The 14,373-nt window shown below is 50.0% G+C and carries 13 protein-coding genes; 2 read left to right on the top strand and 11 right to left on the bottom strand.

Annotated elements, in window-relative coordinates; genetic code table 11:
• Positions 1 to 12: 12 nt before the first annotated feature.
• The 6 genes from HDT28_00275 to HDT28_00300 all read right to left on the bottom strand — a co-directional run bounded on the left by HDT28_00275 (position 13) and on the right by HDT28_00300 (position 5,859).
• Positions 13 to 1,143, bottom strand: coding sequence for a leucine-rich repeat domain-containing protein (locus HDT28_00275; protein ID MBD5131023.1), 1,131 nt, complete (start codon positions 1,141 to 1,143; stop codon positions 13 to 15).
• Between the two features lie 27 nt (positions 1,144 to 1,170).
• Positions 1,171 to 2,184, bottom strand: a complete 1,014-nt coding sequence (locus HDT28_00280; GenBank protein MBD5131024.1) for a sugar ABC transporter substrate-binding protein — start codon at positions 2,182 to 2,184, stop codon at positions 1,171 to 1,173.
• A gap of 142 nt (positions 2,185 to 2,326) precedes the next feature.
• Complete coding sequence (gene asnS / locus HDT28_00285; protein MBD5131025.1) at positions 2,327 to 3,706, bottom strand: asparagine--tRNA ligase; 1,380 nt, start codon at positions 3,704 to 3,706, stop codon at positions 2,327 to 2,329.
• A gap of 118 nt (positions 3,707 to 3,824) precedes the next feature.
• On the bottom strand, positions 3,825 to 4,568 hold the full coding sequence (locus HDT28_00290) for an ABC transporter permease (GenBank protein MBD5131026.1): 744 nt from the start codon (positions 4,566 to 4,568) through the stop codon (positions 3,825 to 3,827).
• Positions 4,561 to 5,304 (bottom strand): ABC transporter ATP-binding protein, encoded by a 744-nt coding sequence (locus tag HDT28_00295; GenBank protein ID MBD5131027.1) that lies wholly within the window; start codon positions 5,302 to 5,304, stop codon positions 4,561 to 4,563. Before HDT28_00295 ends, HDT28_00290 begins: the two co-directional genes overlap by 8 nt.
• 6 nt (positions 5,305 to 5,310) lie before the next feature.
• Positions 5,311 to 5,859, bottom strand: coding sequence for a TetR/AcrR family transcriptional regulator (locus HDT28_00300; GenBank protein ID MBD5131028.1), 549 nt, complete (start codon positions 5,857 to 5,859; stop codon positions 5,311 to 5,313).
• Positions 5,860 to 5,976: 117 nt separating this feature from the next.
• Here HDT28_00300 and HDT28_00305 point away from each other — a divergent pair, with 117 nt between their 5' ends.
• Positions 5,977 to 6,483, top strand: coding sequence for a hypothetical protein (locus tag HDT28_00305; GenBank protein MBD5131029.1), 507 nt, complete (start codon positions 5,977 to 5,979; stop codon positions 6,481 to 6,483).
• A gap of 149 nt (positions 6,484 to 6,632) precedes the next feature.
• Here HDT28_00305 and HDT28_00310 read toward each other — a convergent pair whose 3' ends face one another.
• Both HDT28_00310 and HDT28_00315 read right to left on the bottom strand, forming a co-directional pair.
• Positions 6,633 to 7,493: a phosphatidylserine decarboxylase gene (locus HDT28_00310; protein MBD5131030.1), complete on the bottom strand. Its 861-nt coding sequence runs from the start codon at positions 7,491 to 7,493 to the stop codon at positions 6,633 to 6,635.
• Positions 7,493 to 8,272, bottom strand: coding sequence for a CDP-diacylglycerol--serine O-phosphatidyltransferase (locus HDT28_00315; protein MBD5131031.1), 780 nt, complete (start codon positions 8,270 to 8,272; stop codon positions 7,493 to 7,495). Before HDT28_00315 ends, HDT28_00310 begins: the two co-directional genes overlap by 1 nt.
• A gap of 270 nt (positions 8,273 to 8,542) precedes the next feature.
• On the opposite strand from HDT28_00315, the gene HDT28_00320 reads away from it, so the two are divergent.
• On the top strand, positions 8,543 to 9,487 hold the full coding sequence (locus HDT28_00320; GenBank protein MBD5131032.1) for a prolipoprotein diacylglyceryl transferase: 945 nt from the start codon (positions 8,543 to 8,545) through the stop codon (positions 9,485 to 9,487).
• 55 nt (positions 9,488 to 9,542) lie between these two features.
• Here HDT28_00320 and HDT28_00325 read toward each other — a convergent pair whose 3' ends face one another.
• From HDT28_00325 to HDT28_00335, 3 genes are all read right to left on the bottom strand, one after another.
• On the bottom strand, positions 9,543 to 10,862 hold the full coding sequence (locus HDT28_00325) for a flippase-like domain-containing protein (protein ID MBD5131033.1): 1,320 nt from the start codon (positions 10,860 to 10,862) through the stop codon (positions 9,543 to 9,545).
• Positions 10,863 to 11,078: 216 nt separating this feature from the next.
• Positions 11,079 to 12,107, bottom strand: a complete 1,029-nt coding sequence (locus HDT28_00330; GenBank protein ID MBD5131034.1) for an SEL1-like repeat protein — start codon at positions 12,105 to 12,107, stop codon at positions 11,079 to 11,081.
• 381 nt (positions 12,108 to 12,488) lie between these two features.
• Entirely contained in the window at positions 12,489 to 14,342 is a 1,854-nt protein-coding gene (locus HDT28_00335) for a hypothetical protein (GenBank protein ID MBD5131035.1), read from the bottom strand.
• Positions 14,343 to 14,373: the final 31 nt, after the last annotated feature.

Raw genomic sequence — 14,373 nt, forward strand, 5'->3', positions numbered from 1 at the left:
CTCCGCATCAAATCACTCATCCCAAACGACGGTTGCGTCACTCGACCAGCCCAAACTCCATTCCTTAGGTTGTTGAGAATAGCCCTTAACGTATATCGTCTGATCTTGCGCCCAGCCGAGAAATGCATTAGATGATACACTCGTTACACTCTTCGGTATGATTATTGTTTTTAGCGCAGTGCAATTTTCAAAAGCACTTTTACTTATGCTCGTCACACCGTCGGGGATTGTAAGCGTTTGGAGTGAGGTGCAGTCTTTAAATACCTCTTCCCCTAAGCTCTTTAATTGCTTCGGCAAAACGATCGTTTCGAGCGCCTTGCAATCTCCAAAGGCCTTTTTACCTAAGCTCGTCACACCGTCGGGGATTGTAAGCGTTTGGAGTGACGAACAGCTATAAAAAGCGCCTTCACCTATGCTTTCTACGCTATTAGGCAAATCAATCGATTCAAGCGACGAACATACCATAAAAACGTTGTTTTCTATACTTCTCAATCCGTCCGGCAAAACTATCGATCTCAAATTTTGGCAATTGCTTAATAGGCTATCAGCCAAATACTCAACACCGTCAGGTATAGTCACACTTATTAAATTTGCAGAGACAAACGCATTGGCGCCTATATGCCGCACGCTGTTCGGAATATCTATCGCTTTCAGTTTGTAGCCATAAAAAGCTCTTTCACCTATATCCGTTATACCGTAAGATAACCACACCGCCGTTATTTCTTTACACGAGTGAAACGCCCTATCCGCGATATGAGTAACGGGAATACCGTCATGCTCCGCAGGGATAAACAACTCGGTAGTTTCGGGATTCATGTTTCCATTTTCTACCTCGTAGCTCGTACCGATAAGGTTATATGCTAACCCTTCCGTTTCATAGACGGCATTGACGGTAAGATCATCCGTTATCTTGCCGAAATCGTCTATATCCCAATATCCGCTGTTCCCGATTTTTTGCGGCACTTCGGGCGGCGTTATGCTCCCGCCGTATTCGGTTGTTATAACGATATCTTCTTCGCCCACAGCCTTAAACGTTACAGTTACTTCGCCTTTATTACAACCCGTTAAAGCCAACGACAAAGCCACCACAACGAATAATGCTATGATTATAAACAATATCTTTAATTTGCTTTTTATTGCCATTTATAACCCCTACTTACCACATGAATTTTATTTACTGACATATTTAGCATATCCGGGAGCAAAACCCAAACTAATTATACTGCCACCGTTTATTTCGCCGTTTAAAAGCGCCGCAACCGTACCGGCAATAATTTGAGCTGTCAATTGCTTATAATTCTCGTATTCTTCTTTATATTCTTCATCTAATTCATTAGCTTCGCCGTCGCCGCTATCGGTGCCACCATAGGCAAATGCCCGTATGCCAATACCGCTCGTATCATCATGGTACCCGACGGCGTAAGAGCAATCTAATATACGTTCTGCGATTGCGGTTGAATAGGTGACTATTTCGTCAATATCGGGTAATCCCTTTTCCTCTCGCATCTTAAATACTGCTTCCGCTTGGTCGTAAACTTTATTTAAATCGGTAACAGGGATACATTCTACATTGGCAAAAATACCGAATGTTGCTAATCCGTCGATTACTCCCTGTTTATATAAATCCCCGTTCTCATTTAAATAATAATAGACATAAATAACCGACTCCTCGTTTATATCGGGATTTTGAAAAATCCACTCAGCATGATTAAAGCCCAAATCATAATAATCCCCCTGCATTATATAGGTTATACCATCGGGATAGTCGGGATTGGGTTCACCTAATACGACTATAATGATACCTTCGTTATATGCTTGATCCAGAACAATCTGCAACGAGCCGTCGTTTGCTACGGGAGCGATAATCAATGCATCTACTTGAAGAACTATAAAATTATAAATAATTTCAATTTGCATAGCAACATCGTTATAACAATTAGATTCGAGCAATTCATAATCGAAATCAAATAAACTTATCGCGGAATTCATATATTCTTTGTATGGGCTTTCGTCCGGTACGGAAACGCCGATTCTATAACCTTCTCCCGAGGTTGGTTCTCCGTCGGCAGAAGCGGTCGGCGCGGGTTTTGCGGCAAAGCCCATGAAGGTGATTAGGCACAAAAGCACTGCGGCGAGTATTGCCGCGAGGTAGCCGGTGCGTTTTTTCGTCGTGTTGTTTTGCATAAGAACTCCTTTTCGGTAGAAAAAAAGCGCCGCGATAAACCATCGCGACGCCTTCGTCTACTGCCAATATATGATATTAGTGGGAATTATACCACATAAAATAACGCTTGTCAAGCACCTTTCAAAGATTTTTTTACCTTATTTACGCAAGGTTGTCTTTCGTTCTCGGGAACTCGATAACGTCGCGGATATTCGCCATGCCCGTTACGTACATGAGCATACGCTCCAAGCCGAGCCCGAACCCGCTGTGCGGCACCGTGCCGAACTTCCGGAGATCGAGGTAGTTAGCGTAGTCGCTGAGCTTCATACCACGGTCCTGTATTTCTTTAAGAAGCTTGTCGTAGTCGGCTTCACGCTCGGAGCAGCCTATTATCTCGCCCACGCCGGGAACGAGAAGGTCGGTTGCGGCGACGGTCTGTCCGTCGGGGTTTTGCTTCATGTAGAAAGACTTGATCTTTCTCGGGTAGTTGACCACGAACACGGGTTTCTTGAAATACTCGTCGGTGAGATACCGTTCGTGCTCGGTCTGCAAGTCGAGCCCCCACTCCACCGGGTACACGAACTGCTTGCCCGACTTCTTCAAGATCTCTATCGCGTCGGCGTAGTCCACCCTGCCGAACTCGCTGTCGACTACGTGCTGCAATTTGGCGATAAGCCCTTTCTCGAACCGCTCGTCGAAGAATTTAAGCTCGCTCTCGCAATTCTTCAATAAGTGCGCGATAATGCTTTTTATCATGTCGGTCGCAATGCCGATAATGTCGTCAATGTCCGCGAACGCGACCTCGGGCTCAACCTGCCAAAACTCTGCGGCGTGGCGCGGCGTGTTGCTGTTCTCGGCGCGGAAGGTCGGGCCGAACGTATATATCTTGCCGAGCGCGGTCGCCATGACCTCGCCTTCGAGCTGACCCGAAACGGTAAGCCCCGCACTGCGCCCGAAGAAGTCGTTCTTGTAATACTCGTCCTCGGTCTTGTATTTTTTATCGAAGCCGATCGAAGTGACCTTGAACACCTCGCCCGCGCCCTCGCAGTCGCTACCGGTGATTATGGGCGAATGAACGTAGTAATATCCGTTCTCGTGGAAGAATTTATGAATGGCGTACGACAGCTCGCTTCTTACGCGGAACACGGCGTTGAACGTGTTCGTGCGAACGCGTAGGTGCGGGATCGTGCGCAAAAACTCCATTGTGTGGCGTTTCTTTTGGAGCGGGTACGTGCCGTCGCTACCGCCAAGCAAGGTCGCTTTTTTCGCGCGGATCTCCACGCTCTCGTCTTTCATGCCGCGCTCGACGCTTCCCGTAACGGACAGCGCCGCGCCGAGACCGAGCATGGGTGCAAGCGCCTCGTCGTTAAAATCGGCTTTATCGAAAACGATTTGAATATGTTCGAGCGAGCTTCCGTCGTTGAGCTCGACGAACGCCACGTTCTTGCTGTCGCGCGAGGTGCGCACCCAGCCGCAAACCGTTACAGTCTTTCCGATCAGTCCGCTACTCTCGCGAACCTTTTTAATATCGATGTGTTCCATAACCCACCCGTTGTTTTTATTGAAAATATTATACAGCGAGTACGCGACAGTTGTCAAGTAATACTTACTTTCTTTTGAATAAAAGAAAGTAAGCAAAGAAAAGTTACGTTGGGTTGCATTAATTATAACCTTTTCTTCTAAACACCACTACCGCTACTACCGACAACGCGGCGGTATAACCCAAAACTACGAGCGCGGGCAGCCACACGTTTGCATAGTCGCCGGCGAGAGTATAGCGTATAAGGTCGTACGCGTGCGCAAAAGGCAGAACGTGACAAAACACGTTAAACCCGCCGCCTATCATATCGAGGTCGAACCACATACCGCTGAGTAACGCCGCGACCTGAACGACTACCGAGCACAGCGGCGGCGCGTTCTTTGCCGAGAGCAGACTTCCCATTATCATGCCGATAGCTACGAACAACAGCGCAACAACGAGCGAAAACAAAAACGCGGGGAGAATATTCACGCTCGCCGTCAAGCCGAAGCACAAGGCGACGATATAAGTCACAACCGTTTGCACGACGGATATCGGCAGCACGCCGAGCGCATAGCCCGCAATGAAATCGAGTTTTTTCATTGGCGACGACATAAGCCGCGCGAGGAAGCTTTGCGACCTGTCGCCCGAAACGATAAGCGCGGTGAACAGGCTCAAAAACGACGCGCCGAAAATAACTACCCCGCCCGTAAACCTATCCACGCCGAACATGGGCACGTGCTCCGCCGCGCCGCCTATGCTCTTTACTATCGCTTGCATTATTACGAATATAATTAGCGGCAACGCAAGCCCGAACGCCCAGCTTATCGGCGAGCGCATGATTTCCTTGATATTTCTTTTACCGAATACGACCGCTCTATTCATTTGCACACTCCCCCGACAGCTTTAAAAACGCGTCCTCGAATTTTTCTTCGCCTGCCCGCTCGGTAAGCTCTGCGGCAGTGCCGACCGCCGCGATCTCGCCGTGCGACATTATAGCTATGCGGTCGCACAACGCTTCCGCTTCTTCGAGGTAGTGCGTGGTAAGCACGATAGCCGTCGTCTTTTTTATTTCGCCGATATACTTCCACAGCTCTCTGCGCGCAACGACGTCCAGCCCGAGCGTCGGCTCGTCCAAGAACACGAGCCTGGGGTTTGTGATGAGCGCCATGCCGATAGACAGCCTGCGCATAAGCCCGCCCGACAGCTTGCCCGCGCGGTCGTTCGCACGCTCGCCGAGTTTGAGCCTTTCTATCATGGCGTTTGCGGCGGTTGCCGCGTCCTGCTTATTCATGCCATAAAGCTCGGAGACGAGCAAAAGATTTTCGCGCACGGACAGCATAGGCGCTACCGCCGTTTCCTGCGGACTGACGTTGATGAGCGATTTCGCTTGCTCGCTTTGCTTGACGATATCCATATCGAACACTGTAACGGTTCCGCCGTCGGGCGGAATAAGCCCCGAACATATTTTTATTGTGGTCGACTTGCCCGCGCCGTTCATGCCGAGAAGCCCTACCGTTTCGTTCTCGCCCACTTCGAGCGAAACGCCTTTCACCGCCTCGACCGTCCGCTTCCGTACGCGAAAGCTTTTATATAGGTTTTCTATTTTCAATGCATACATTTTCTCTTACCCCTTAATCTTATAAAACCCCGTCATGCCCTGCGTTATCTCTTTTACCCAGTCTTTTATTTCGTCGGCGGTCACGCTCGTCTTATTATCGGCGCACATACTCGCAAGCCCGTGAACAGCCATCCAAATACACAGATGCAAGCGATACACCTTTTCTCTATCGAGCCCCGTAATGCCCGCGAGCCGCTCGATGATATCGGTGCCCAAAAGCTTATGCGCCATGTCGTCGAGCCCGTTATACTCGTAATGATTGCCGCGGAACAGAAAGTCAAACAGCTTGCTCTTTTCCGCCGCGAACTTGACGTACCCCACCGCCTGATCAAGCGCCTCGCCCTTTACGTACTCGCCGTAAATTTGGTACCCGCGCTCTATCGCCGCCTTTTTAAGCCCGTCCATATCGCCGAACTCGCGGTAGATCGGCTGGGTGGAAATTCCAAGCTCTGCGGCAAGCGCACGCGCCGACAATTCGTCCTTCCCCTCGCGCTCGATAAGCGCAAGCGCGCCGTCTATCATCGTTTGCCTATTGGTTACTATCTCTCTTGCCATAAACCGCCCTCAATAAAATAACAGTTGTTATTTTATATTATAAGCGATGTTAAGAAAAAAGTCAAGCATTTTTTCAAAACGAATAAAACCCGAATAGCTACGCATACTAACGGCACTATGAATAATTCAGTCATTGTTAAGAACGAAAGAAAGATGTCGAGCATGGCGCTGTTTTGGGTGTGCGTGCTCACAACCGTAGGAATCGGGCTTGCGATCTCGTACAGCTCGGGCATATTCGGCGGCGTTCAGAATGCTGCCGGACTGCCGTTCCGAATCCCGCGCTGGCTCGTTATTGCCGCACCGCCCGTTTTGTTCTTGCATCTCGGGATCGCTCTATACGCCGCGCTTAACGCGAACATCTATTCCGAAAACCTCAAAATGGTGCGCGGCTGGATGTGGGCGTTCTGGATAACGACCTTCATTGCCACGGCGATCACGCCCTTCTTTATCTTCTACGGTATGCCCGTTGCGGCGTATATCATGTCGGCGATAACGACGGGTCTTGCGCTCGGCACAACGCTGCTCGTCTACCGTCAGAGCATCGGCGGCGGCGTGGTCATGACGATATTCTTTATCGTCGTCGCGCTCATAATGGTCTACCTTGGCTACTGGGCGTTTGCGTAAACCTTAACTTAATAAAAATACGCACAAAAAAATTCACCGAGCATATCGGTGAATTTTTGTTACTTCTTTTGAAAAAGAAGTAACCAAGAAAACTTTGATTTCGAGTTTCGCTTATGTGCTTAGTTTATTTGTTCACCCGAATATTTTTATTACGTTATAATTTGCTCAACGCCACTTTCGCCTATTTTTTCGCCGCACTTGACTACCGTTTCGCAGTCGTTTTGGGTGTTGACGAAAAACTCGTCGTCGACGATCGCCGCGTCTTTTTTAAGCAGCACTATCACAGTCGAACCGCCGAACTCGAACATACCCTTTTCGTCACCGCGTTCAAACCGTCCGCTCTTTACCTTATTTACAATGCGACCGACCATCATTGCGCCCACCTCGACCATTACGGCTTTGCCGAAATTATCGGTATCGAGCACGGTGTATTCGCGGCAGTTCTCGGTGAATACTCGGCGGTTTTCGAGCGCGATCGGCTGTACGGTGTGCAGCCTGCCTTTTATAAAGGTATTGCTATGCGCGTTGCCGCCGTCGAAAAAGAAATACCTATGATAGTCGGTAACGCACAGCCTGAACACGAGTGCCGTGCCGCCCGCAAACTCTTGCGCGAGCTCGGCGTTTTTCAACAGGCTTTCCACCGTGTAATCGAAGCCCTTTACGTTAAAGGTCAGCCCGTCCGTTATTTTATACGCGGACAGCTTACCGTCGCACGGCGAAATGAGCGAGCTTGGCTCACGATCGAACGGACGTAGTTCGGGCTTTATCCTGCGCGTAAAAAACGCGTTAAAGCTTTTATAGTCCTCATCGAGATATTGCGACATATCTATGCCGTTCTTCTCGATATACTTCTTGATCTTTCGGCGCGACAGCCGCCCGTCGAGATACCGCCCCGCGAGCTTGCTTATCCACCTGCGGTTCATAATACGAAGTATAAGCCCGCCGAACCGCGTCGTATACAAGAACGAGAGCGACTTGGGCGGGATCGGTTTTTGTACGACCTCGCGCATTAGACAACAAACCGAATAAGGTTTTCCGCCGTTTCTGCGGGGTGCTTGGTGAGCGGTGTGAACAGCTCCACGCCGCAAACGTAGTAGCGGATAAGCGCGAGCGAAACTACGAGCACGGTAATTATCGCCACGGTGATAGCAAGCCCCTTAGCGCGCGCCTTGAACATTTTAAACCTAATAACGAACAGCAGTCCGCAAATGACGTAGCAAGACATTATGAGAACGCTTCTGATAATCAAAGCCTGTTCGAAGGTCACGCCGCAAGCGCCTTTATCGAACATGGTAGCGACGAGATAGAACACGGGAAGCGCTAACGCCACGTTGGTAACGGGCAAGCCGGTATAGCTTGTCCTGCGCTCGGACGACGGATCGTTCAAGCGGTTGACTTCGTCGACGTCGAAGTATGCAAGGCGTATGAGCGCGCACAGTACGAAGAACACGTAAACTATACAGTAGTACCAGCGCGTCATGCCCATGGCAACGCCCACCATTATGGGCGCAATGCCGAACGAAACCATATCGCTAAGGCTGTCGATATTCATGCCGAATAAGCGGTCGTCGTGCGTGCGGTTTTTGCGCGTGCCGGCTACCATGCCGTCAAACGCGTCGCACAGTCCCGAAAGCAATATGAAAAACACCACGAGGTCGTCCCTACGCGGACCGCCGTAAGCTGCGGCAAAGCAAATACCGCAAACGCTGAACGCAACAGACAAGTATGTAAGTATTACGCCGTAATGCCAATACCCTACTATATGTTTACTTGTGCTTTTTAACTTCATTTAATCCGAACCTCATAGCTGTCATTAGTTTGAGCAACGAGCTATAATGCTTATTCCGAAAGCGCACGCCAAATAGCATATTCTGCGCACACTTTTAAACTATTATACATTATTACTTCTTTAAATGCAAGCTAAAACTTAAATTTAAAGATTAAAATACGATTATAAACGTCCCGTTTGTTTTTATATGGGAAGTTTTATTTTCGAAAAATCTTTGACATTTTGTAAATTAGTGATATAATATAAGCATAACTCAAAAGGAAGTGTAAAATGCATCCCGATCCGTTATTTACTATATTCGGGCGCGGCGTATACGCATACGGACTGCTTATCGCGGTCGGCTTGATAGCCGCACTCGGCTTAATGTATTTCTTTTGGCGCAAAACGAGGAAGTTCAACGAAACGAGCGCGGACGCGCTGATATATTCGATAGTCATCGCGTTCTTCGTTGGGCTCTTGACGGGCGCGCTGTTCCAAGCGTTCTACAACTATATCGAGAACCCGAGCGCGGGCTTTAAGTTCGGCAGTGGCATAACCTTTATAGGCGGACTTATCGGCGGCGTGCTCAGCTTCGTGGGAATATGGAATTTGTACGTTTTCGTTATTCGCCCGCGCACCAAGATCAAGTTCTTAAAGAAAGAGATGAACGCGGGGGTGTCCGATGCCCTGCCCTTTATCCCGATCGGTATAACATTGGCGCACGCGTTCGGTAGGCTCGGCTGTTTATTCGCGGGCTGCTGCTACGGCAACCCCACCGACGCCTGGTACGGTCTGCCCTGCGCAGCGGGACATTCGGGCAACTACGTGCCCATCCAGCTTTTCGAAATGCTGTTCCTGCTTGTCCTGTCCGGCGTAATGGCGCTATTGGTGCTTAAATTCAAATTCAACTATAATTTCTCGGTGTACGCAATAGCCTACGCGATCTGGCGGTTTATCATAGAATACTTCCGCAGCGACGACCGCGGCAAGTTTATCGGCTCGCTCACTCCCTCGCAGTTCTGGTGCATAATAATGGTGCTGTGCGGCATAGGCTATATCTTCCTTCAAAAGTATTTCCTATCGCGGTTCATGAAACACCCCGAACGGCAAGCGGTGGCGGCTACGAACGGCAGCGGCGAAAACAACGGCGAACCTACCGACGGGCAAGCCGAGCAAGCGCCCGCTAAAACCGAGCAGCCCGCGCCGCCCGAAGACCTGACCTTCGTCGACGACTAAGCAAAAAATAAAACCGTTTACTCTCATTCAAGGTAAACGGTTTTTTATTGCTTTTTTATTCGGTGTCGCCCGTATCGGTCGCTTCGCTTTCATCGGTCGGCGGCTCGTCCACTTCATTGGGTTCGTCGGGTGGCGGAGCGTTTGCTTCGTCTGGCGCGACGGTTTCGATAGGTTCGGTATCGGTAGCGAGCTCGGGGGCGTTTTCGTCGGTGGCGAGTGGTTCTTCGGGTTTTTCGGTTTGGTCGGGCGAGGCTTTGCCTTCGCTTATTCCCTGCTTGACCGCTTCGGCGAGGTCGAAGTCGACGGCGGTCTTGTCCGTATCCTCGACGACTTTTGACTTACGCCCGCCTGCCAAGTGATAGATCAGCGTGTACACGCCGCACACGATCATGCACGCATAGTACGAGATAGCGCGCGACACCATCATAGCCGAAAGTATAAAGGTCATGTCGATACTGCACACGCCGAACACGTTGGGGTACAGATATTCGTACGCGCCCGTACCACCGGGAAGCGGAATGGAATTGTAGCCGATCAGCACGTACGCCTGCATACAGAACATATCCAAAAACCCGAGCGTGGGGTCGGCGGCATAGCACACGAAGCACGGTATTAGCGTTTGCGACGCGCGCTGCAAGGTGTTGAGCGTGAGCGCGACGAAGAACAGTATGGGGTGTTCTTTGAGCACGCCGCGGCACGAACGGTATTTTGTAACCACGTTTTCGACCTTGGCAAACCACTTATCCGGCTTTTTGATGATTTTTATTTTAGTGAGAACGCGCACGCCCCAATTACCCAAGCCCAAAATAATGCGCGAGCGGAACAGACACAAAAGCAGGAACGCGAGCAACAAAAACTGAATGACGAACCCGAGAATTATAAGAAGCTTGGCGAACCAATTGCCTATCAACGGGAAGAACGACGGGCGTGCAATGAGCGCGAACAGTCCGATAACAATGGTTGCGCAGGTATACGACACGAGGTTGAACAGAACGGTGAACCCCGCCGTGCCGCCGCTCATGCCGTCGCGCACCATGTAGAACGCTGACGCGGGCTGCCCGCCGCTTGCCGACGGCGTGATTGCCGAGTAGTAAAGGTCGCTCGTGGAATAAGCTATCGACGAGCGAAACTTGCTCTTATGTCCGAACTTGCGCGCTATTATATGCAAACCTATCGCTTCGAATATGATATAGCCGAGCATGCACGCGAACGCAGCGAGGATATACCAAGGATTGCACGACGCAAGGAAACGCCCGATATCGTGGATATTGATATCTTGGCTTAAAAACACTACGAGAAGCGTCACCGCTATCAGCACGACGACGACCGTAATATTTATTATTTGTTTTTTTGCGCGCTTGGATATTTTTGCCATAATGCTATATGCTCTACACGGATTTTGGGCGTGTTACTATGATATCATACCCCCTTTTTTTAGTCAAGCGTAAACTTTACATTTAATAAATGTCTAATGATAATCTAATGTTCGACAAGGTTTAGGGGTTATTTAATTAAAAATTAAAAAGGTGGCTACGCCACCCTTGCGGCACAACCACCTTTTAATTTCTAATTACTAATTCCTAATTGTTAATTAGTCTTTGCCGTACCCCGCGCTCTTGGCGAGCTCGTAGTATTTTTTGGCGAGCTCGGGATCGGGCTTGGTGCCGATACCTTGTTCGTAGCATGCGGCAAGGTCGGAATACGCTATGGGGAACTGCTGTTCGGCGGCGCGCTTGAACAACGAGAACGCGCGTTCGCTGTCCGCTTTGATGCCGTTGCCGTCGCGAAGGCATTTTGCGAGGTTATACTGACCGGGCGCGCTTTCCGCATCGGCGGCGATCGTGTACAGCTTGACGGCGTGTTCCATGTTCTTCTCTACGCCCTTACCGGTTTCGAAGCAGAAACCGAGGTTGGCGACGGCTACGGGGTTGCCGAGCTTGCCCGCTTCCTCGAACCAATGCACCGCCTGCGCGTAGTCCTGTTTAACACCTCTACCGTTGAGGTAGCACATACCCACGTTGTTCTGCGCGATTGCGTAACCGCCCTGCGCGGCGCGGTAGTAGTAAAGGTACGCACGCTCGGCGTCCTGCTCTACGCCCCTGCCGAAGTTATAGCAATCGCCTACGTTGTTCTGCGCCGCGGGGAATTCGGCTTCCGCCGCTTGCGAGAAGCACTCGAACGCTTTTTGGATATTCTGCTCCACGCCGAGCCCGCGCTGATAGCAGAACCCGAGGTCGTTGAGCCCGCCGGGATGACCTTTCTCGGCGGCTGCCTTGAAAATCTCTACCGCTTTGTCGTAGTCGCGCTCGACGACCGAACCGTCGAAGTAGAAATGACCGAGAGTGAACTGCGCGTCGACATTGCCCATGTCTGCTGCCTGCTTGATGAGCTCGTACGCTTTCTGCTCGTTGTGCTTAACGCCCATGCCGCGGATATAGCACACGCCGAGCGAGAATATAGCGGGCGCGTAGCCGAGCTTAGCGCTCTGCGCATAGTTGGACGCAGCCTTTTCGAAGCTGACGGGTACGCCGTCGCCCGTGAAAAACTTTTCGCCTTGGTCGAAATATTTTTTTGCCAGAAAATCGGTAGGCGAAAGATTATTGGTCTTGTCGTTTGCCATAGTCGTCCTCTTAACCTAAACTTATACTAATTTATTCTATCATAAAATATTCAATTGCGCAAGCAATTACCCCTACTTCTTTTCAAAGATGTCCCTACTTCTTTGAAAAGAAGTAGGCAAGAAACTTTTGGTGTCGGGTGTTTACTTTGATATTTCGTTGTGCGTTTCACCCGAAAAACGTCCATTCGTTATTAATTGCTCAACGCCACTTTGACAAAATGCACACAAATAAACTCTTAGTGTAGGGTGTTTACTTTGATATTTCGTTGTGCGTTTCACCCGAGTAACTTTATAACATTATTAATTGCTCGTCGCCATTATTTTATTTCTAACACAAAAGGACGCGTCGCCGCGTCCTTTGTTGTTTTTGAATATCGGATATTACACCTGGGGATCCGGCGCCATACCGCCGCCCATATTTCCTATCACCTCGTACATCATTTGAACGTACTCGATAATGCCGTCCTGATCGGTGGGAAGGTTGATGATACTAACGAGAATCATCCCCTGTTCCTCGCCTATGCCGATGACGATCGACGAGCCGACTTCCGCCTTCTCGTCCTCGAACGCCGCCTTCATAAACGAAGCCTTAACGGTAACGGTATTCTTCTCGCTGTTTACTATCACGTCGCCCGCCGCAACGGTGAGCTCTTTAATAGGCATACCGTCAAAGCCTACAAGATAAGCGGTTATAGGCGTAGCGGGAAGCGTTTCCAAGTTGTTCTCGATATAAACCACCGCGTCCTTTTCAAGATCGTAAACTATTGCGGTTGCATCGTCGTACGCGCCCTTGCCGAGCGTAATATCAAAGTCGCTCGCAGTATCGGTATAGTTGGCGAAGGTCGCCGTGACCTTGTAGCCGTAGCCGTTATTGGCGAATACGTCGGGGGTGTTTTTGTCGACCTTGCTCTCGTCCAAGCTGTGAGAGAAGATAGCATTGAGTTCGATCTTTTGGATATTGTTATCTTCGTCGAACGTGATCGAGTAATCGAATTTAAGCTCGTTTACCAAAATCTCGTTCTTGACCATGTAATCGACGTAAGCGTTTTGGCTTGCGATCATGTCTACGATCATGTTCGCCTTGAATGTGCCGAGCGTGGCCTTAACAAGCGCTACTTTCTCGCTCAACGCGGGTTGAAGCTTCTCAACGTCGATCACTTTTTGACCGAGCGCGTTGGGCGTTTCGGCATACCACTTAGCGTCGATTTCGTCAAAGAACGCGGCTTGTACAAGCCCCATTATGATCTGCTCCATACCGCCGCCCTCGGCAGAGCCGATTTCTTCGCCGTCGCCCTCGGTTTCGCCGTCGAGCGTCATAGTGCCGCCGAGCGAAGCGAGCGCTTCGTCTACGTAGTCGCAAACGCCTGCGGCGATCTCGCCGACGGTGCGGCTTTTAAGACTTTCGAGCTCATCCTTGGTGTATCCGAGATTTTCGAACACCTCGTTTAAATCGTAGTTGTACGTTTCGTTGATGAAGTCGATAAGCGTCTTGGCCGACATCTCGTTGGATACCGTTACGTAGCCGACGAACTTCTCGGCGACGCCGTCGAAATCGGTACCCATAAAGCTGTCGAGATACTTATCGATAAGATCGAGCAACGTGCCGGTCTTGTACGTATCGTAAACGGGCTGAATAAATTTATTGGCGTACGAAGCAAGATCGAGAGTATCGGTCGCCGTCTTGGTATCTTCGTTGTAATCACCTGCGAACTTGAACCCGTTGTCGCCCGCGAAATTCGCCTTGATAACGGCAAGCGCGTAGTCGAACGTGTTAGCGGGAATGGCTTGCATAAGTCCGTAGCCGTCGTTCGTTTCCGCATACGCATAGCCCGTCTTGATATCAAGTATATAGGTTTGCGTTTTCGCTTCGACCGCTTGTGCGTCGCTCGTAACTATGCCGTTCGACGGGGTGATTTCCTTATCCGCTTCGAACTTGGGTAAAGTGACCTTTATCTTATCGCCGCGCTTTTCGACCGAAAGCTCCATCGATTCGTGCGCCTGTTCGTCCGTTCTTACGGTGGCGTCGATCTTGATCTCGCCCGTGTAGCCGTTGACGGTGTAAAGGTTATTGAACGCATTGGTTATATTCTTGGTGACTTCTTCGGCCTTGTCCTCACCGCCGATACCGTTGTCACCCTCGCCTCCGTCATCGTTGTCGTTATTACAAGCGACGAACGAGAAGCACATGAAAAGCGCCATAAGCACCGACATGAGCATGAGTAGAAATTTCTTCATTGATATTCTCCTTTTATGTATTTTATAAGCT

The organism is Clostridiales bacterium (assembly GCA_014799665.1).
GTDB lineage: Bacteria > Bacillota > Clostridia > Christensenellales > Pumilibacteraceae > Anaerocaecibacter.

What these genes read in the sequence shown, in the direction of transcription:
- asnS (MBD5131025.1), bottom strand. Translation starts at nt 3,706, where the DNA reads ATGGAACACATCGATATTAAAAAGGTTCGCGAGAGTAGCGGACTGATC.
- HDT28_00315 (MBD5131031.1), bottom strand. Translation starts at nt 8,272, where the DNA reads ATGAAGTTAAAAAGCACAAGTAAACATATAGTAGGGTATTGGCATTAC.
- HDT28_00310 (MBD5131030.1), bottom strand. Translation starts at nt 7,493, where the DNA reads ATGCGCGAGGTCGTACAAAAACCGATCCCGCCCAAGTCGCTCTCGTTC.
- HDT28_00295 (MBD5131027.1), bottom strand. Translation starts at nt 5,304, where the DNA reads ATGTATGCATTGAAAATAGAAAACCTATATAAAAGCTTTCGCGTACGG.
- HDT28_00305 (MBD5131029.1), top strand. Translation starts at nt 5,977, where the DNA reads ATGAATAATTCAGTCATTGTTAAGAACGAAAGAAAGATGTCGAGCATG.
- HDT28_00330 (MBD5131034.1), bottom strand. Translation starts at nt 12,107, where the DNA reads ATGGCAAACGACAAGACCAATAATCTTTCGCCTACCGATTTTCTGGCA.
- HDT28_00275 (MBD5131023.1), bottom strand. Translation starts at nt 1,143, where the DNA reads ATGGCAATAAAAAGCAAATTAAAGATATTGTTTATAATCATAGCATTA.
- HDT28_00280 (MBD5131024.1), bottom strand. Translation starts at nt 2,184, where the DNA reads ATGCAAAACAACACGACGAAAAAACGCACCGGCTACCTCGCGGCAATA.
- HDT28_00300 (MBD5131028.1), bottom strand. Translation starts at nt 5,859, where the DNA reads ATGGCAAGAGAGATAGTAACCAATAGGCAAACGATGATAGACGGCGCG.
- HDT28_00290 (MBD5131026.1), bottom strand. Translation starts at nt 4,568, where the DNA reads ATGAATAGAGCGGTCGTATTCGGTAAAAGAAATATCAAGGAAATCATG.
- HDT28_00335 (MBD5131035.1), bottom strand. Translation starts at nt 14,342, where the DNA reads ATGAAGAAATTTCTACTCATGCTCATGTCGGTGCTTATGGCGCTTTTC.
- HDT28_00320 (MBD5131032.1), top strand. Translation starts at nt 8,543, where the DNA reads ATGCATCCCGATCCGTTATTTACTATATTCGGGCGCGGCGTATACGCA.
- HDT28_00325 (MBD5131033.1), bottom strand. Translation starts at nt 10,862, where the DNA reads ATGGCAAAAATATCCAAGCGCGCAAAAAAACAAATAATAAATATTACG.